Annotated in this window: 19 protein-coding genes and 1 other annotated feature; of the genes, 14 read left to right on the top strand and 5 right to left on the bottom strand. The window is 55.6% G+C overall.

All coding sequences use genetic code 11. The features are described from left to right. Positions 1–6: 6 nt before the first annotated feature. The 3 genes from rluB to rnm form a co-directional block, all read right to left on the bottom strand. The gene (gene rluB / locus DW56_RS03935) at positions 7–882 is read right to left on the bottom strand and encodes a 23S rRNA pseudouridine(2605) synthase RluB (protein WP_024551687.1); all 876 of its coding nucleotides are present in this window, start codon (positions 880–882) and stop codon (positions 7–9) included. 96 nt (positions 883–978) lie between these two features. Next, complete coding sequence (locus DW56_RS03930; RefSeq protein ID WP_024551686.1) at positions 979–1,599, bottom strand: L-threonylcarbamoyladenylate synthase; 621 nt, start codon at positions 1,597–1,599, stop codon at positions 979–981. Beyond that, positions 1,596–2,477 (bottom strand): RNase RNM, encoded by an 882-nt coding sequence (gene rnm, locus DW56_RS03925; RefSeq protein WP_024551685.1) that lies wholly within the window; start codon positions 2,475–2,477, stop codon positions 1,596–1,598. The genes DW56_RS03930 and rnm overlap by 4 nt, the downstream gene beginning before the upstream one ends. A gap of 158 nt (positions 2,478–2,635) precedes the next feature. Continuing rightward, positions 2,636–2,728, top strand: a sequence feature (Trp leader region). Positions 2,729–2,753: 25 nt separating this feature from the next. Between rnm and DW56_RS03920 the strand changes: the two genes are divergently transcribed. Genes DW56_RS03920 through trpA form a run of 5 tightly spaced genes read left to right on the top strand, consistent with a single transcriptional unit; the run spans position 2,754 to position 9,287 of the window. Beyond that, complete coding sequence (locus DW56_RS03920) at positions 2,754–4,316, top strand: anthranilate synthase component 1 (protein WP_024551684.1); 1,563 nt, start codon at positions 2,754–2,756, stop codon at positions 4,314–4,316. After that, positions 4,316–5,911, top strand: a complete 1,596-nt coding sequence (gene trpD, locus DW56_RS03915; RefSeq protein ID WP_024562181.1) for a bifunctional anthranilate synthase glutamate amidotransferase component TrpG/anthranilate phosphoribosyltransferase TrpD — start codon at positions 4,316–4,318, stop codon at positions 5,909–5,911. Before DW56_RS03920 ends, trpD begins: the two co-directional genes overlap by 1 nt. Before the next feature lie 3 nt (positions 5,912–5,914). Next, on the top strand, positions 5,915–7,273 hold the full coding sequence (gene trpCF, locus DW56_RS03910; RefSeq protein WP_024553086.1) for a bifunctional indole-3-glycerol-phosphate synthase TrpC/phosphoribosylanthranilate isomerase TrpF: 1,359 nt from the start codon (positions 5,915–5,917) through the stop codon (positions 7,271–7,273). Positions 7,274–7,284: 11 nt separating this feature from the next. Continuing rightward, positions 7,285–8,478, top strand: coding sequence for a tryptophan synthase subunit beta (trpB, locus tag DW56_RS03905; protein ID WP_024553085.1), 1,194 nt, complete (start codon positions 7,285–7,287; stop codon positions 8,476–8,478). Further along, positions 8,478–9,287: a tryptophan synthase subunit alpha gene (gene trpA / locus DW56_RS03900; protein WP_024553084.1), complete on the top strand. Its 810-nt coding sequence runs from the start codon at positions 8,478–8,480 to the stop codon at positions 9,285–9,287. The genes trpB and trpA overlap by 1 nt, the downstream gene beginning before the upstream one ends. 42 nt (positions 9,288–9,329) lie before the next feature. On the opposite strand, the gene DW56_RS03895 is transcribed toward trpA, so the two are convergent. After that, positions 9,330–9,983 (bottom strand): TetR/AcrR family transcriptional regulator, encoded by a 654-nt coding sequence (locus tag DW56_RS03895; RefSeq protein WP_024553083.1) that lies wholly within the window; start codon positions 9,981–9,983, stop codon positions 9,330–9,332. A 62-nt stretch (positions 9,984–10,045) separates the two neighbouring features. Here DW56_RS03895 and DW56_RS03890 point away from each other — a divergent pair, with 62 nt between their 5' ends. After that, complete coding sequence (locus DW56_RS03890; RefSeq protein ID WP_024553082.1) at positions 10,046–10,504, top strand: nuclear transport factor 2 family protein; 459 nt, start codon at positions 10,046–10,048, stop codon at positions 10,502–10,504. Continuing rightward, positions 10,501–11,340, top strand: a complete 840-nt coding sequence (locus DW56_RS03885; protein WP_024553081.1) for an ergot alkaloid biosynthesis protein — start codon at positions 10,501–10,503, stop codon at positions 11,338–11,340. Before DW56_RS03890 ends, DW56_RS03885 begins: the two co-directional genes overlap by 4 nt. Positions 11,341–11,402: 62 nt before the next feature. Here the strand turns inward: DW56_RS03885 and ompW are convergent, their stop codons facing one another. After that, on the bottom strand, positions 11,403–12,035 hold the full coding sequence (gene ompW / locus DW56_RS03880; protein WP_024553080.1) for an outer membrane protein OmpW: 633 nt from the start codon (positions 12,033–12,035) through the stop codon (positions 11,403–11,405). Positions 12,036–12,316: 281 nt separating this feature from the next. Here ompW and DW56_RS21260 point away from each other — a divergent pair, with 281 nt between their 5' ends. From DW56_RS21260 to DW56_RS03850, 7 genes are all read left to right on the top strand, one after another. Then, the gene (locus tag DW56_RS21260; protein ID WP_024553079.1) at positions 12,317–12,724 is read left to right on the top strand and encodes a YkgJ family cysteine cluster protein; all 408 of its coding nucleotides are present in this window, start codon (positions 12,317–12,319) and stop codon (positions 12,722–12,724) included. A gap of 26 nt (positions 12,725–12,750) precedes the next feature. Then, on the top strand, positions 12,751–13,494 hold the full coding sequence (locus DW56_RS03875) for a YciC family protein (RefSeq protein WP_024553078.1): 744 nt from the start codon (positions 12,751–12,753) through the stop codon (positions 13,492–13,494). A 60-nt stretch (positions 13,495–13,554) separates the two neighbouring features. Beyond that, positions 13,555–14,091, top strand: coding sequence for a septation protein A (locus tag DW56_RS03870; RefSeq protein WP_024553077.1), 537 nt, complete (start codon positions 13,555–13,557; stop codon positions 14,089–14,091). 133 nt (positions 14,092–14,224) lie between these two features. Then, positions 14,225–14,536, top strand: a complete 312-nt coding sequence (locus DW56_RS03865) for an antibiotic biosynthesis monooxygenase family protein (RefSeq protein ID WP_029697464.1) — start codon at positions 14,225–14,227, stop codon at positions 14,534–14,536. A gap of 4 nt (positions 14,537–14,540) precedes the next feature. After that, positions 14,541–14,939 (top strand): amino acid-binding protein, encoded by a 399-nt coding sequence (locus DW56_RS03860; protein ID WP_024553076.1) that lies wholly within the window; start codon positions 14,541–14,543, stop codon positions 14,937–14,939. Continuing rightward, complete coding sequence (locus DW56_RS03855) at positions 14,932–15,645, top strand: ArsR/SmtB family transcription factor (RefSeq protein ID WP_024553075.1); 714 nt, start codon at positions 14,932–14,934, stop codon at positions 15,643–15,645. The genes DW56_RS03860 and DW56_RS03855 overlap by 8 nt, the downstream gene beginning before the upstream one ends. Positions 15,646–16,010: 365 nt before the next feature. Next, the gene (locus DW56_RS03850) at positions 16,011–18,176 is read left to right on the top strand and encodes a TonB-dependent siderophore receptor (protein WP_411431231.1); all 2,166 of its coding nucleotides are present in this window, start codon (positions 16,011–16,013) and stop codon (positions 18,174–18,176) included. Positions 18,177–18,307 lie beyond the last annotated feature (131 nt).

Here is an 18,307-nt window from a genome sequence, read left to right as displayed (position 1 = left end):
TGCAGATTAGCTGCCGCTGCGACCGCCGCCGCTGCGACGGTTTCCGCTCACCTGGCTGTGGCGCTTCACCGCCCGGCGGATTTGGTTCGCTTTCATACGACGACGATCTTTCTCAACCGCGACTTTGCTTGAGGTTTCCGGCGGCAATCCCACCAGCTCGCGCAGGTAGTTCGTCTGCGCCAGATCAAGCTCTGTCCAGCCGCCGCGCGGCAAACCTTTCGGCAAGGGAATATCGCCATAACGCACGCGAATCAGTCGGCTTACCTGAACGCCTACCGCTTCCCACAGACGGCGCACCTCGCGGTTGCGTCCTTCCGTCAGGGTGACGTTGTACCACTGGTTAATGCCTTCGCCACCGCTAAAACGGATAGTTTTGAATGCCGCAGGGCCATCTTCAAGCTGTACGCCGCGCGCCAGTTCACGCACTTTCGCATCGTCAACCTGGCCGAACACGCGCACCGCGTATTCGCGTTCCACTTCCCGGCTGGGGTGCATCAGTCGATTCGCCAGTTCTCCGTCAGTGGTAAACAGCAGCAGACCACAGGTGTTCACATCAAGGCGGCCAACCGCTATCCAGCGCGCGCCGCGCAATTTGGGCAGACGGTCGAACACGGTGGGGCGGCCTTCAGGATCGTTACGGGTGCAAAGCTCGCCTTCCGGCTTATAGTAAGCCAGCACGCGGCAGATCTGCTCGACCGATTCTTTTACCGAAACAAGATGACCATCAATACGGATTTTCAGCGCTGGCGTCACTTCCACACGGTCGCCGAGGGTGGCGATTTTGCCATCCACGCTGACGCGTCCTGCGGTGATCATGGTTTCGATTTCCCGGCGTGAGCCGTGGCCGGCGCGCGCCAGCACTTTCTGTAATTTCTCGCTCATTGAGCTTCCTTCAGGTGTCGCCTTCCCAGGCGTCGGACAGGATTCGGGGCGCATAACGCCCCGATTTTTGGGCGCGTAGTATAGCCTTGCAAAACATTATAAGAAAGGCTTAACGTCGCCGACCCCTTCACGCAGCACTACCGGGGCGTCATCAGTGAGATCGATAACCGTGGTGGGCTGCTGTCCCAGATAGCCGCCATGAATAATAAGGTCAACCTGCTTTTCCAGCCGATCTTTAATCTCATCCGGGTCCGATTCAGTAAAGTCGCTGCCTGGCAGCATCAGCGAAGTGGAGAGCATCGGTTCGTTAAGCGCCTCGAGCAGCGCCAGCGCGATGGGGTTAGACGGCACGCGAAGCCCGATGGTTTTACGCTTCTCCTGCAACAGGCGGCGCGGCACCTCTTTTGTGCCTTTAAGGATAAACGTGTAGTTGCCCGGCGTATTGTTCTTAATAAGACGAAACGCCACGTTATCAACATACGAGTAAGTTGATAACTCGGACAGGTCGCGACACATCAGGGTGAAGTTATGCCCATCCGGCAGATGACGGATACGGCAGATACGCTCCATCGCCCCTTTTTCTTCAAGTTTACATCCCAGCGCATAACCAGAATCGGTGGGATAAACAATCACGCCGCCCTTACGGACAATCTCTACTGCCTGATTAATCAGGCGCGGCTGCGGGTTATCCGGATGAATGTAAAAAAACTGACTCATACTGCCCTCTCTTTTGTTTCTTCCGGCGATGTCCAGCGCTGCCATACCGGCGTGACGCCAGCGGGCAACCAAAGCTTGCGGCCAAGTTCAATCCAGGGCGTGGGCTGGTGGAAGTCGGAGCCCTGGGAGGCCAGCAATCCAAACTGTTTAGACCAGGACGCCAGCTGCGTGCGCTCGTTTGGCGCCTGCTGGCACTGCGCCACCTCCATCGCTTCGCCGCCCGCCTGGGCGAAGTGGCCAAGCAACCGTTTAAGCCATTTCGCGCTCAGGTCGTAACGCCCGGGATGGGCCACCACTGCCTGGCCGCCGGAATGATGAATCACATCAATAGCTTGTTCTATTGTACACCACTGCGGCGGAACATAGCCGATTTTCCCCCGGGCAAGATAATGCTTAAAAACTTTAGCCGGCTCGGTTGCGCGCCCTGCTTCCACCAGAAAACGGGCGAAGTGGCCTCGCGTAATCATGCCTCCCTGCGCAAAACGTAGCGCCCCTTCCCAGGCGCCGGGAATACGCGCCTTTTCCAGACGCTCGGCAATCAATCTGGCTCGTTGCAAACGTCGTTCAGCTTGTTCAGCAAGAAAAGCCACCATTGCCGGATGATCCTTGTCGATGCCAAGTCCAACAATATGAATTTCATGGTTTTCCCAGAGCGTGGAGATTTCCACACCGGCAATCAGCCGCAGCGGCAAACCGGCGCGATCGATTTCCATTTGCGCCGCCCCTATGCCTGCCGTGGTGTCATGGTCGGTAATCGCCAGGGTATGAATGCGCATCTCGACAGCGCGATGGACAAGCTGCTCGGGCGTTAAACGCCCGTCGGAAGCCGTTGTATGACTATGCAGATCGTAAATCTCTGCTAAAACAGGTTCGCTCAAAACGGCCCCACTCAATTAAATATCCTCAGTTAGCCGCTCATCATAACGATTCCTGATGTTTTTCTGAAATCGAGGTTGACAATTCCGCCATGAACCAGTTAACTAGTACGCAAGTTCACTATAAAAGGTATCTGAAAATGAAAGCGACATTGACTCTGCATGGCGGGTGGCGTACTTCCTGAATCGGGCGGTGTCTTCACGCATGCGTAACGCAAACAGATACCCGGCCCGCTTAAAGCGGGCTTTTTTTTGAACAGAACAGACGGGAAGCCGATAATGCAAACAGCCAAACCAGCACTAGAACTCCTCAGCAGCGAAGGGGTTTACCGTGAAAACCCAACGGCGCTGTTTAACCAACTTTGCGGCGCGCGCCCCGCAACCCTGCTGCTTGAGTCCGCGGATATTGACAGCAAGAACGATTTAAAAAGCCTGCTGCTGGTAGACAGCGCGCTGCGCATCACCGCCATGGGTGACACTGTCACGCTTTCCGCCCTGACCGATAACGGCACGGCATTACTTGCACTGCTGGATGAAGCCTTACCGGCGGGCGTTGAAAACCGCCGCCAGCCGCAGGGGCTTGAGCTTCGCTTTCCGCCGGTAAGCCAGTTGCTGGATGAAGACGCCCGCCTCTGTTCTGTTTCTGTCTTTGATACTTTCCGTATGCTGCAAACCCTGGTAAGCGTGCCGGAAAACGAACGTGAAGCGATGTTCTTCGGCGGGCTTTTCGCTTATGACCTGGTCGCGGGGTTTGAAGATCTTCCGGCGCTGAAAGCGCCGAACAGCTGCCCTGATTACTGTTTTTATCTCGCTGAAACGCTGCTGGTTATCGACCATCAAAAGAAAAGCACCCGCATTCAGGCGAGCCTGTTCACGCCGCATGCGCAGGAAAAGCAGCGTTTGCAGGATCGCATTGAGCAAATCAAACAGCAGTTGACTCAGCAAGCCGCCCCGTTGCCAGTGCAGGAAGTGGCAAGCATGCGCTGCGAATGCAGCCAGAGCGATGAAGAATATGGCGCGGTGGTGCGCGACATGCAGAAAGCGATTCGCGCAGGCGAAATTTTTCAGGTGGTGCCGTCTCGTCGCTTCACCTTGCCCTGCCCTTCGCCGCTGGCGGCGTACGACACGCTGAAAAAGAGCAACCCCAGCCCTTATATGTTTTTCATGCAGGATAACGATTTCACGCTGTTCGGCGCCTCGCCGGAAAGCTCGCTTAAGTATGACGCTGCCTCGCGCCAGATTGAGATTTACCCTATCGCCGGTACGCGTCCACGCGGCCGCCGCGCCGACGGTACGCTGGACAGGGATCTTGACAGCCGCATTGAGCTTGAAATGCGCACCGACCACAAAGAGCTTTCCGAACATCTGATGCTGGTGGATCTGGCGCGAAACGATCTGGCGCGCATCTGTACGCCCGGCAGCCGCTACGTAGCGGACCTGACTAAGGTCGACCGCTATTCGTTCGTTATGCATCTTGTCTCTCGCGTGGTAGGCGAACTGCGGGAAGATCTGGATGTGCTGCATGCCTATCGCGCCTGTATGAACATGGGCACGCTCAGCGGCGCCCCTAAAGTGCGCGCGATGCAGCTTATTGCAGCGGCCGAAGGCGAACGCCGGGGCAGCTATGGCGGCGCCGTGGGCTACTTTACCGCCCATGGCGATCTGGATACCTGCATCGTTATTCGCTCAGCCTACGTCGAAGACGGCGTTGCCACCGTACAGGCTGGCGCAGGCGTAGTGCTGGACTCCGTGCCGCAGTCCGAAGCGGATGAAACCCGAAACAAAGCCCGCGCGGTACTGCGCGCAATCGCCAAGGCGCATCACGCACAGGAGATTTTCTGATGGCCGACATTCTGCTGCTCGATAATTTCGACTCTTTTACCTACAACCTGGCGGACCAACTGCGGGCGAGCGGCCACAATGTGGTTATTTACCGTAACCATGTGCCGGCGCAGACGCTGATTGATCGTCTGGCGACTATGGATAACCCGGTACTGATGCTCTCCCCAGGCCCGGGCACGCCGTCTGAGGCAGGCTGTATGCCGGAACTGTTAACCCGCCTGCGCGGCAAGCTGCCGATTATCGGCATCTGTCTTGGGCATCAGGCGATTGTCGAAGCGTATGGCGGTTATGTCGGCCAGGCGGGGGAAATTCTGCATGGCAAAGCCTCCAGCATCGAGCATGACGGCCAGGGCATGTTCAACGGGCTGGTGAACCCGCTGCCTGTCGCCCGTTACCATTCGCTGGTGGGCAGCAATATTCCGGCGGGGCTGACGGTCAACGCCCATTTCGATGGCATGGTGATGGCGGTACGTCACGACGCCGATCGCGTTTGCGGCTTTCAGTTCCACCCGGAATCTATCCTGACGACGCAGGGCGCTCGCCTGCTTGAGCAAACGCTCGCCTGGGCGCAAACCAACGTCGAGCAGAAAAATTCCCTGCAACCGATTCTGGAAAAGCTTTATCAGGCACAAACGCTCAGCCGCGAAGAAAGCCACCAGCTTTTCTCCGCCATTGTGCGCGGCGAACTCAAGCCTGAGCAGCTGGCGGCGGTGCTGGTTAGCATGAAAGTACGCGGCGAACACCCGAACGAAATCGCTGGCGCCGCCTCGGCGCTGCTGGAAGACGCCGCCCCTTTCCCGCGTCCGGACTACCTGTTCGCTGACATCGTGGGCACCGGCGGCGACGGCAGCAACAGCATTAATATCTCGACCGCCAGCGCGTTTGTCGCCGCCGCATTGGGGCTGAAGGTGGCGAAACACGGTAACCGCAGCGTCTCCAGCCGTTCAGGCTCTTCCGATCTGCTGGCCGCTTTCGGCATTAATCTGGATATGAACGCCGAAGCCTCCCGCGAAGCGCTGGATGAACTGGGCGTCTGCTTCCTGTTCGCGCCGAAATACCATAAAGGCTTTCGCCACGCCATGCCGGTCCGCCAGCAGTTGAAAACCCGCACCCTGTTTAACGTGCTGGGCCCTCTGATTAACCCGGCTCATCCGCCGCTGGCGCTGATTGGCGTTTACAGCCCGGAGCTGGTGCTGCCGATTGCCGAAACGCTGCGCGTGCTGGGCTACCAGCGCGCGGCGGTAGTGCACAGCGGCGGGATGGATGAAGTATCGCTGCACGCGCCTACGTTTGTCGCCGAGCTGAATAATGGCGACATCACCAGCTATCAGTTAAGCGCCGACGACTTTGGTCTGGCGCCCTATGAACAAGCTGACCTGGCGGGCGGCACGCCGGAAGAAAACCGTGACATTCTCACCCGCCTGTTACAAGGTAAAGGTGAAGCCGCGCATGAAGCCGCCGTGGCCGCTAACGTCGCGATGCTGATGCGCCTGCATGGCGAAGAAGATTTGAAAAAGAACGCCCGTCGGGTGATTGACGTGTTACGCAGCGGCAGCGCTTATGATCGTGTGACCGCACTGGCAGCAAGAGGATAAGGCATGGAAACCGTATTAGCGAAAATCGTCGCGGATAAGGCGATTTGGGTGGAAGCGCGAAAACAGCAGCAACCGCTGGAAAGCTTTCAGAATGAGGTGGTCCCGAGCGCGCGCAGCTTTTATGACGCGCTCCAGGGCGCCCGCACCGCTTTTATCCTGGAGTGTAAAAAAGCCTCTCCTTCAAAGGGCGTGATTCGCGAAGATTTTGACCCCGCGCGCATTGCGTCTGTTTATAAGCACCACGCTTCGGCTATTTCCGTGCTGACGGATGATAAATATTTCCACGGGAGCTTCGATTTTCTGCCCATCGTCAGCGGCATCGTCACGCAGCCGGTGCTGTGCAAAGATTTTATTATCGATGCTTATCAGATTTACCTGGCGCGCTTTTACCAGGCGGATGCCTGCCTGCTTATGTTGTCAGTGCTGGATGATGAGCAGTACCGTCAGCTTGCCGCCGTGGCGCACAGCCTGAATATGGGCGTGCTGACGGAGGTTAGCAACGAAGACGAGCTGGAGCGCGCTATCCGCCTTGAAGCGAAAGTGGTGGGCATTAATAACCGCGATCTGCGCGATCTCTCTATCGATCTCAACCGCACCCGCGAACTGGCGCCGCGTACTGGCGCTGGCGTAACGGTTATCAGCGAATCTGGCATTAACACCTATGCGCAGGTACGCGAACTCAGCCATTTCGCCAACGGCTTTCTGATTGGCTCAGCGCTGATGGAAGAAGCCGATCTCGACGCCGCCGTGAAACGCGTGCTGCTTGGTGAAAATAAAGTGTGCGGGCTAACGCGCCCGGAAGACGCAAAGGCGGCGTACGAAGCGGGGGCGATTTACGGCGGGCTGATATTCGTTTCCTCTTCACCGCGCGCAGTCACCCTTGAGCAGGCGAAAGCGGTGAGTGGCGGCGCGCCGCTGCGCTATGTCGGCGTTTTTCGCAATGCCTCTGCGGATGAAGTGGTTAAGGCTGCCAGCGCCCTTTCGCTCGCCGCGGTTCAGCTCCACGGCAGCGAAGACCAGGCGTATATCGACGCCCTGCGCGCGGCACTGCCAGCGAATGTGGAGATCTGGAAAGCATTAAGCGTGGCGCAGGCTGTCCCGCCGCGTAACCTCAACCATGTAGCGAAATATGTGCTGGATAACGGCCAGGGCGGCAGCGGTCAGCGTTTCGACTGGTCGCTACTGGCGGGCGAGAAGCTCGATAACGTATTTCTGGCGGGCGGCCTTGGCGCCGACAACTGCGTGGCGGCGGCGAAGCTTGGCTGCGCAGGGCTCGATTTTAACTCCGGCGTGGAAAGCGAGCCGGGAATCAAAGATGCCAACAAGCTGGCGGCAGTTTTCAGAACGCTGCGGGCTTATTAAGGAAGCGATGAATGACGACTCTACTGAACCCCTATTTTGGTGAATTTGGCGGCATGTATGTGCCGCAGATCCTGATGCCCGCGCTGCGCCAGCTGGAAGCGGCTTTTGTCAGCGCCCAGAGCGACCCGGAATTTCAGGCGCAGTTTACCGATCTGCTGAAAAACTACGCGGGCCGCCCCACCGCGCTGACTAAATGCCAGAACCTGACCGCGGGAACAAAAACCACGCTTTATCTCAAGCGCGAAGACTTGCTGCACGGCGGCGCACACAAAACTAACCAGGTATTAGGCCAGGCGCTGCTCGCCAAACGCATGGGCAAAACGGAAATCATCGCGGAAACGGGCGCAGGCCAGCACGGGGTTGCGTCGGCGCTTGCCAGCGCCCTGCTCGGTCTCAAATGCCGCATTTATATGGGCGCCAAGGATGTGGAGCGTCAGTCGCCGAACGTGTTTCGCATGAAGTTAATGGGCGCGGAAGTGATCCCGGTGCACAGCGGCTCGGCCACGCTGAAAGATGCCTGTAACGAGGCGCTGCGCGACTGGTCCGGCAGCTATGAAAATGCGCATTACATGCTTGGCACCGCCGCAGGCCCGCATCCCTTCCCGACCATTGTGCGTGAATTTCAGCGCATGATTGGCGAAGAGACCAAAGCGCAGATTATGGAAAAAGAGGGTCGGCTGCCGGACGCGGTTATCGCCTGCGTGGGCGGCGGCTCTAACGCCATCGGCATGTTTGCTGATTTTATCGACGAAACCCGGGTCGGGCTGATTGGCGTTGAACCCGCCGGGCACGGCATCGAAACCGGCGAGCATGGCGCGCCGCTTAAGCATGGTCGCGTTGGCATCTATTTCGGCATGAAAGCGCCGATGATGCAGACCGACGAGGGGCAGATTGAAGAGTCTTATTCTATTTCCGCCGGGCTGGATTTTCCCTCTGTCGGGCCGCAGCATGCTTACCTTAACAGCACCGGTCGCGCGGAATATGTTTCTATTACCGATGACGAAGCGCTGGAGGCGTTTAAAGCGCTGTGTCGCAGCGAAGGCATTATTCCGGCGCTGGAGTCTTCTCACGCGCTGGCGCACGCGCTGAAAATGATGCGCGAAAACCCGGAAAAAGAGCAGTTGCTGGTGGTGAACCTTTCCGGTCGCGGTGACAAAGATATCTTCACCGTTCACGATATTTTTAAAGCACGAGGGGAAATGTAATGGAACGCTACGATCGGCTTTTCGCAGACCTTAAAGCCCGTAAGGAAGGCGCATTTGTTCCTTTCGTGACGCTTGGCGATCCTTCGCCGGAGCAATCGCTTAAAATCATTGACGCGCTGATTGAAGGCGGCGCCGATGCGCTGGAGCTGGGCATTCCTTTCTCCGATCCGCTGGCGGACGGCCCGACTATTCAGGATGCCACGCTGCGGGCATTTGCCGCGGGCGTTACGCCGGGTCAGTGTTTTGAAATGCTGGCTGCTATTCGCCAGAAACACCCGACCATTCCGATTGGCCTGCTGATGTACGCTAATCTGGTGTTCAGTCGCGGCATTGATGAATTCTATGCCCAGTGCGAAAAAGTCGGCGTCGACTCCGTGCTGGTGGCGGATGTGCCGGTCGAAGAGTCTGCGCCGTTTCGCCAGGCGGCGATGCGCCATAACGTCGCCCCTATCTTCATCTGCCCGCCCAATGCTGATGACGATTTACTGCGTCAGATAGCCTCTTACGGTCGCGGTTATACCTACCTGCTCTCTCGCGCCGGGGTAACGGGTGCGGAAAACCGCGCCGCGTTGCCGCTGCACCACCTGATAGAGAAGCTGGCGGAATACCACGCCGCGCCGCCGCTTCAGGGATTCGGCATTTCCGAACCCTCGCAGGTGAAAGCCGCTATAGAGGCTGGCGCTGCTGGCGCGATTTCCGGGTCCGCCACGGTGAAAATCATTGAGCGCAACATCAATAACCACAACGCGATGCTGGATGAACTGAAAGCTTTCGCGCAGCAGATGAAAGCGGCCAGCCGCCCGGCTTAACGGCCCAGATCGGTAAAAGGCGCGATCATCGCGCCTTTTTTATCAGGCCGGATTTTGCGACGGTGTTGTCTTTTGTCCCCCTAACCCCTGAATAATCAGCTTGGTTAATTGTTCAAGCCAATGGTTATCTGCCCGCTGATGGGTCACTATCAGCCGCCAGTAAACCAGCGCGCCAACAAGATCGCAGGCGATATCGACATCGATGTCAGCGGGTAACTCTGCGCGTGTTACCGCGCGCTGAAACAACAGCTCCGCCTGCGCTCTGCGCCCTGTTTGTAATTCGGTTCGTACAATCGCCGCAAGCGGTGGGTTGCGCAGCATCTCTGCATGGATATCCGGCAAAATATTCTGCACCAGCCGATGACGGAGCAAGGCGCGCAAATAACGCAGCATAAGCGTAAGGTCGCCATGCAGCGAGCCTGTATCTTTTGCCCGGGAAAGCTTTATCCCCACGCGCGGCAAAACGTCGCTCACCATTTCAAACTTTGCCCCCCACCGCCGGTATAGCGCCGCTTTGCCGACGCCTGCGCGACGCGCGATATTTTCCATATTCATCGCCGCATAGCCTGTTGCGGCCCACTCCTCAAAAAGCGCCTTTTCCAACTGCCGCGTTTTTTCTTCCTTGATGACTGCCGCCCCGCTCGGCTGACGTTTAACCTTTAATGCTTTCACTTCGTCGATACGTTTGCGTTCCATTCATTCAAGCTCTATTTTGGATGGAACGACTGCGTTCCAACTAACTAAAGTGATAACTGATTATGACAAAACCTGCAAGCGAACTGGATACCTTTGCCGCCCTGCTTAAATCGGCGCTACAGGATCAGCTTGATCCTCGCTGTGATAGTTTCCCTGAAATGCTCGCGAGCGATGGCGTAATGGAATTTCCTTATGCCCCGCCTGGCGCGATACAAAAACTCATCGGCAGAGAGGCCGTTGTGGATTATCTTCGTGCTTTTAGCTGCTTGCTTGAGCTTCACACGCTTTCACTCCAACAGATTTATCGCACAGACCGACCTGATGTAACTATTGTGGAATTCCGTTGCGAAGGGCGCGGCATAAACACAGGCAGGCCTTATTCGCAGCGTTACATTTCGGTTATTACAACCAACAATGGCTTCATCAGCCGCTATGTCGATTACTGGAACCCGCTCACTGTACTCGAGGCGGTGGGCGGCCTGGCGTCGTTAACTTCAGCCTTTAAAGGAGAGCAGGCATGACGGTGCTTATCACGGGGGGTACAGGTAAAACAGGACGCCGCCTCGCCAGCTTGCTTATGACGCAGGGTATTGAGCATCGCGTGGCGACCCGTTATCCCCATGGCGGAAAGCATCTGGTCGGGTTTGACTGGCAGCGCGAAGAGACGTGGCGTGAAGCCTTAAAGGGTATAAACGCGCTTTATCTGGTCGCGCCGCAGGAAAGTACCGCCATGCTGCTGGCCATGCGGCCTTTCCTCGAACTGGCGCTACGACACGGCGTACGTCGTTTCGTCTTGCTCAGCGCGTCGACTCTTCCTTGCGGCGGGCCGATGATGGGCGCCGTACATCAGTGGCTGAAAGAAAATACCCCAGAATGGGCAGCGCTTCGTCCAACGTGGTTTATGCAAAATTTCTCTGAACAACAGCACGCTGCAACGCTTATCAGCAGTAGCGAAATTTATTCCGCTACTGACCAGGGTAAGATCCCGTTTATTGATACAGAAGATATTGCGGCCGTGGCCGCAAAAGCGTTGCTGGGTCCGGCCCTTAACCGCGACGCGATCTTAACCGGGCCTGAATTGCTGAGCTATGACGATATAGCGCAACAGCTAACATGCGTGCTTAATAAACCTGTCCGCCATGTCAATCTCAGCGAAGCGTTGCTGGCGCATCGCTTTATCGATGCGGGAATGCCACAGGAGTACGCTCAAACACTTGCAGCTATGGATACCGCTATAGCGAAAGGCGCCGAAGCGAGATTGACAGATGAAGTGGAACGTATCACCGGCAGAGCGCCACAGCGTTTCGCCGACTTTGCCAGACGAAACCGCCATGTATGGCAGCCAGTGAACGTCTGACGCCCCTTCGTGAAGAAAGAGAAAGCGGCAAGCGACCGCTTTCTCTTTCTTTTTGTGCGCCATCAGAAACGATAACCCGCCGAGAACATAAACACCCATGGGTCGAGACGCGTATCGATCTTTTGCTGTTCGCCGCCCGCTTTGAATTTTACTTCGGTGTCGATATCCATATACCAGACCGACATATTCAACAGCCAGTCGCGATTAATAAGATAATCCACGCCAACCTGACCTGCCGCCCCCCATGAATCTTTCAGGCTCAGATCGCTTAACCCGGCCTTTTTACCTGTATCGTTAAAATCTTCGTCAAAGAAGGTGGTGTAATTGATACCTGCGCCAATATAGGGACGCACTTTGCTTTGCGCATCGCCGAAGTACCACTGCGCCATTAATGTTGGCGGTAACTGATGCACGGTCGCGATATCTCCCGTGGCGCCTAACCCCACGCGATGGCGAAACGGCGTTGCAGCCAGCAACTCAATACCCACGTTATCCGTTGCCATATAGGTAAAGGTCAGCCCAAGTTGGGTATTGTTGCTGACGTTGAAACCACCCATTCCCAGCACATTATCAGACCCTTCGGTCGGACGTACGGTTGCGCTACCGGCGCGAATAAAAAACTCCCCTTGCTCATGCGCCGACGCCACGCCCGACAAACAGCTCAACGCCACTAATGCCATTGCACACTTTTTCATATCCCGCTCCCTTGTTGTGGTTTTATTGGCGCGGTGAATATACCCAGATTGAGTTATAAAGTGATCTGCCGCAGATCACATTCGAACCGGTAATTTAACATTCATTGATCTGCATTAATTTCCTGGTTATCCGCAAGAAACCGTTTTTTGATATTTACGCAGTGACCATATAAAAATTAACAAAATTTTGTGATTCCGCTCACTTGCTGCCTTACACGGCGCTGGCTAATTTAGCTGCTTCCTCTTAGTGGCTTTTGGCGTGATGTAGTTGCGGGTAAGAAATGAGCGAGTTGAATCCGTGCATGACGTGTGGCGCTTGCTGCGCCTGGTTTAGAGTCTCTTTTTATTGGGCCGAAGGCGACGATGCCGGCGGCGTGGTGCCATCCCATCTGACCGATCAGGTCACCCCCTTTTTACGTTGCATGAGCGGCACGTTGCAAAAGCCTTGTCGGTGCGTGGCGCTGGAAGGCCAGCCCGGCGAGTCGGTGCGGTGCACTATCTATGAGAACCGTCCCACCCCTTGTCGCGAGTTCGCTATGTCGGGTGAAAACGGCGTTGTTAATGATGCCTGCAACCGGGCGCGCGCCGCCTGGGGCTTGCCGCCGCTGGATGAAATACCGTCGCTGCCCGGCATTCCTCTCAGTGCTGCCACTGTGGAGCCATCCAGGGTACAATTGGCCGCAGATTAACATCCGCTAAAACTCAAGGAGAGTGCATGTCTATCACGGCAAAGTCCGTTTACCGTGACACGGGGAATTTTTTTCGTAATCAGTTTGTTACCCTGCTGCTGATTGCTCTGCTCTGTGCATTTATTACGCTTATCATCGGGCATGCTTTTACGCCTGGCGAAGAAGAAATGTCGATCCTCAGCGAGGGTGACAATCTGGCGGGCAGCGCCAGCCTGTTCGATCTGGTGCGCAACATGACGCCGGAGCAGCAGCAGGTGCTGCTGAAAGCCTCGGCTGCCTCCACTTTCGCCGGGCTGTTTGGCAATGCGATACTGGCGGGCGGCGTGCTGCTGGTCATCCAGCTCATCTCCGCAGGCCAGCGCGTTAGCGCCCTCAGAGCGATTGGCGCAGCCGCGCCGGTTTTGCCGCGCCTGTTCATTCTCATCTTCCTGACCACTTTTCTTGTGCAAATGGGGATTATGCTGGTGGTAGTGCCAGGCGTGTTGCTGGCGATTGTGCTGGCTTTCGCGCCGGTGATGCTGGTGCAGGATAAAATGGGCGTTTTCGCCGCCATGCGCGGCAGTATGCAGCTGGCCTGGCGGAACATGCGTCTGGTGGCGCCGGCGGTTATCGGCTGGCTGCTGGCGAAAACGTTGTTGCTGTTTATCGCGCCAGCTTTTGCTGCCATGACCCCTAACATCGGCGCGATAGTTGCTAATACGCTGAGCAACCTCATTTCCGCTCTGTTGCTCATTTATCTTTTCCGTTTATATATGCTTATTCGTCAATAAACTTCCGCCCTCCCGGCCGAGGCGTTATAGTCGGGAGGCCCTCTCTTACGGAACCGAAGTATGAAGCAGTTACTCGATTTTTTGCCCCTTATTGTCTTTTTCGTTTTCTACAAGCTCTACGATATTTTCGTCGCTTCCGGCGCGCTGATTGTGGCAACCGCCATTGCGCTGGTTTACAGCTGGTACAAGTTCCGCAAACTTGAAAAAATGACGCTGGTTACCTTTGTGCTGGTTGCGGTTTTCGGCGGCCTGACTATTTACTTCCATAATTCTGAGTTTATTAAGTGGAAAGTAACCATCATTTATGCGCTTTTCGCCGGTGCGCTTCTGGTGGGCCAGTGGGTAATGAAAAAACCGCTTATCCAGAGCATGCTCGGTAAAGAGATTACGCTGCCAGGCAGCGTCTGGACGCGACTCAACCTCGCCTGGGCGGTCTTTTTTATCGCCTGCGGCTTGCTCAATATTTATGTCGCTTTCTGGTTGCCGGAGAGCGTATGGATGAACTTCAAGGTCTTTGGGTTAACGGCGCTTACGCTTATTTTCACCCTGCTGAGCGGCGTTTATATGTATCGCCATATGCCTGCTGAAGAAAAATAGCCCGCTATTAATGCTGAAAGGCACGCGCAATGCGTGCCTTTTTATTTTCTCTCCCGCCATATTTCGTTCACTGACGAAGCGTCATTTTTTCTCCCGGCTAGAGTAAGGCGAAAACCTGAAACGGAGAGTGAAAATGATTGCCGTACTTTTTGAAGCGGATGCCGTCCCGGCAAAGCAAGCGCGCTACCTCGAACTCGCCGCACAGTTAAAGCCTTTGTTAAACGAGGTGGATGGCTTTATTACCCTTGAGCGCTTTCAGAGTTTAACCACGCCGGGCAAGATCCTTTCGTTATCCTGGTGGCGCGATGAAGAAGCCGTACTGGCCTGGAAGCGTAACGTTTTTCATCAGGCGGCGCAGGCGGAAGGCCGCAGCGCGCTGTTTTCATTTTACCGGATACGCATTGCCCAGGTTATTCGGGATTACTCATCAGAAAGCAGAGGATAAACAGATGTACGATATTCATATCATTCTGGTTAACGCGCCGGGCGAACTGGCGCGCTTAGGCACGACGCTGGGATTGCATGGCGTCGGGCTTGAGGGCGGCGGCCTGTTTACCGTGGGCGACAGATGCCACGCCCATTTTTTGGTGGAGGACGGAGAAAAAGCCAGAGCCGTTCTGGAAAAGGCAGGCGTTAACGTTGCAGCTGTGCGCCGCCCGCTTATTCGTAAGCTGCGCCAGGAGCGCCCCGGCGAACTGGGAGAAATTGCAGCCACGCTTGCGGCCAGGGGTGTTAATATCCTGACGCAATACAGCGACCATGCGAATCAATTGATTCTGCTTACCGATAATGACGCTGTCGCTCGCGAGGCGACAAAAAACTGGGCCGTAGCTCTCCACGATGATTAAACCGGGCAAAGAGAATGAAGCCAGCGACGCGCTGGAAATGTCTATGGCGGCCGTCGCGGCCGCCATGTCAGACCCTTCGCGCATGAAAATGCTGTGCGCGCTCATGGATGGCCGCGCCTGGACTGCGACGGAACTGAGCGCCGTTGCGGAAATCGCCTCGTCTACCGCCAGCGCGCACCTGACCCGGCTGGTTAACGCCCGTCTTATAACCTGCCTGTCTCAGGGACGTCACCGCTACTACCGTCTTGCCGGGCAACCCATCGCAGGGCTTATCGAAACGCTGATGGGTGTCTCCTGGCAAAGCGTAACGCCGCCAACCCCTCGTACGCCCCATCATCTGCGGGCCGCCAGAAGTTGCTATGACCATCTGGCAGGCGAGCTGGCGGTTCACATTTATGATTTTATGACGCAGGCTGGCTGGTTAACCCCGGATGGCTCGTCGCTTACCGACGGCGGGCGCGTTAACCTGGCGCAAATGGGGATATTTATTACGCCGCATCCGCGCCGTAAAGCCTGCTGCGCCTGCCTTGACTGGAGTGAGCGACGTTTTCATCTTGGCGGTGAAGCAGGCGCCGCGCTCTTTCAACACTGTTTAAGCAGTGGGTGGTTAACGCGCGTACCGGGTTTTCGTGAAGTCAGCGTTACCGCAAAAGGCCGTCGCGCTTTTTCGCAGCATTTCGCCATTCATTCATTAGCACAGAATTAACTCCCTGAAAGATGCTGGTGATGGGAATGTTACAACGAATTTCTTTATGAAACAGGGATGTTACGCTTTATAGCAGCTCAGACCTTTGAAACAGGCTGTTAACAGCGCGTTTTCTCCATTATTTACCGCGTTTTCTTTTTCATTTTTATTCCTGTTTTTACGACACGCCGAGCCATCTTACTGGCAAATAAAGAAAATAAGCGCCTCTCTTTTTCAGCTTACACTCAGACGCTCAAATATGAAGAAATAATGAAGATCGCTCTCTTTTGTTGTAATGATAATTGTTATCATTATCATGCCGTTTTGCGTTCATATTTGCTCACAAAATGGATACTGAGAGAATGATTGATAAAAAGAAATGCTTAATGAAACCGTTGGCGTTAACCATTGCCGCTATTATCAGCGCCAGCGCGTTGGCTGCTGAAGAGGCAAGACTCGAAGATGGCGAAACCATGACGGTGCACGCCACGGCGGAAGAAGAACTCAAACAGCAGCCGGGCGTTTCAATTATTACCGCTGAGGATATTGAGAAAAGCCCGCCGGTAAACGATCTCTCAGATATTATCCGCAAAATGCCTGGCGTTAACCTGACCGGCAACAGCGCCAGCGGCAGTCGCGGTAACAACCGCCAGATTGATATCCGCGGCATGGGACCGGAAAACACGCTGATTCTGGTCGATGGCGTGCCGGTGACGTCCCGCAACTCGGTGCGCTATAGCTGGCGCGGTGAAAGGGATACGCGCGGCGATACCAACTGGGTTCCGGCGGAACTGGTCGAACGTATCGAGGTTATTCGCGGCCCGGCGGCCGCACGTTACGGGAACGGCGCTGCGGGCGGCGTTATCAACATCATCACTAAGCGCCCCACTAACGACTGGCACGGCGCCCTTTCTCTCTTCACCAATCAGCCGGAAAACGACAAGGAAGGGGCAACCCGGCGCGCCAACTTTAACCTGAGCGGCCCGCTGGCTGGCGACGCGCTAACAATGCGCTTGTACGGCAATATTAACAAAACCGATGCCGACGACTACGACATTAACACTCAGCAAAATGGTTCGTATGCCGCCGGGCGCGAGGGAGTGCGCAACAAAGACATTAACGGCGTGCTTTCCTGGAAAATTACGCCTGAGCAGATCCTCGACGTTGAGTACGGTTACAGCCGCCAGGGCAATATTTATGCAGGTGATACGCAATACAGTAACGGCAATGTCAGCCCGGACGGCCTGGTTGAGTCGCTGTATGGCCATGAAACTAACCGCCTGTACCGCCAGAACTATGGGATCACGCATAACGGCATCTGGGACTGGGGGCAGTCGCGCGTCGGTTTCTATTATGAAAAAACCAATAACACTCGCTTGCAGGAAGGCTCTACCGGTCGCGTTGAGGGGATGATCAACAGCGATGACTACGCCACAAGCCGCCTCGAAAACTATCGCGCTAACGGCGAGATAAATCTTCCGCTGAACCTGTGGGTAGATCAGACGCTGACGGTGGGCGCAGAGTGGGAGCGCGAAGAGCTCGACGATCCGGCCTCAATGCAGGCCACTTCCGCCCAGGGCGTTGTCATTAACGGCGTATCTGGCGATCCGTCCGCCCGCAGCACAAAAAACAGCGCCGACATCAGCGCGCTTTATGTTGAAGATAATATCGAAGCGTTGCCGGGAACATTTATTATTCCCGGCCTGCGATTTGATTATCACAACGAATTCGGCGGCAACTGGAGCCCAAGCCTGAACGTTTCTCAGGAGCTGAGCGATTACGTTAAGCTGAAAGCAGGTATTGCCCGCGCTTATAAAGCGCCGAACCTTTATCAGTCCAGCGAAGGCTATTTGCTGGCCACGCGCGGCAACGGTTGTCCGAACAACATCGCCAGCGGCAGCTGCTATCTGTTGGGCAATGACGATCTGAAGCCTGAAATTAGCATTAATAAAGAGATCGGTCTGGAATTTACGAAAGACGGCTTCGATGCAGGCATTACTTATTTCCGCAACGATTATAAAAACAAGATCGTCGCGGGCACTGAACTGCTGGGGTACGCCTCAAACGGTTACAATATCCTGCAATGGGAAAACGGCGGCAAGGCCGTGGTGGAAGGGCTGGAAGGCAACCTGACGATTCCGGTCGTTCAGGATACGCTGAGCTGGCGCACTAACGCCACGTACATGATCCAGTCGAAAAACAAAGATACCGGTAACCCGCTCTCTATTATCCCGGAATATACCATTAACACCATGCTTGACTGGCAGGCTACGGATAAGCTTTCTGCGAATGTCAACTGGACAATGTATGGTCGACAAAAACCGCGCGAATATGCGGAAAGCCGTAATGAAACGGGTTCTATGTCGGGCCGCGAGGTAGGCGCTTATTCCATTGTCGGCGTGGGCATGAATTATCAGCTGACAAAAAATCTGCGCGTCAACGGCGGTATCAGCAACCTGTTTGATAAGCAAATTTACCGTGAAAACGACGGCGCTTCGACTTATAACGAACCCGGCCGCGCTTATTATGCCGGTGTAACCATGTCTTTCTGAATCTCCTGACGGGGAGCGACGCTCCCCTTATTCTTTCCTCTCCCTCCTCCCCCTCTTTTTTCCGCGCAATGTTATGATGGCGAAAGGATCGTTGTGAGCATGCGCTCGCCGCCCTTGTATAACTAAAAACT

Origin of the sequence: Franconibacter helveticus LMG 23732 (genome assembly GCF_000463115.2) — a bacterium.
Classification (GTDB): Bacteria; Pseudomonadota; Gammaproteobacteria; order Enterobacterales; family Enterobacteriaceae; genus Franconibacter; species Franconibacter helveticus.
This window is presented reverse-complemented; position numbering and strand designations above follow the sequence as displayed.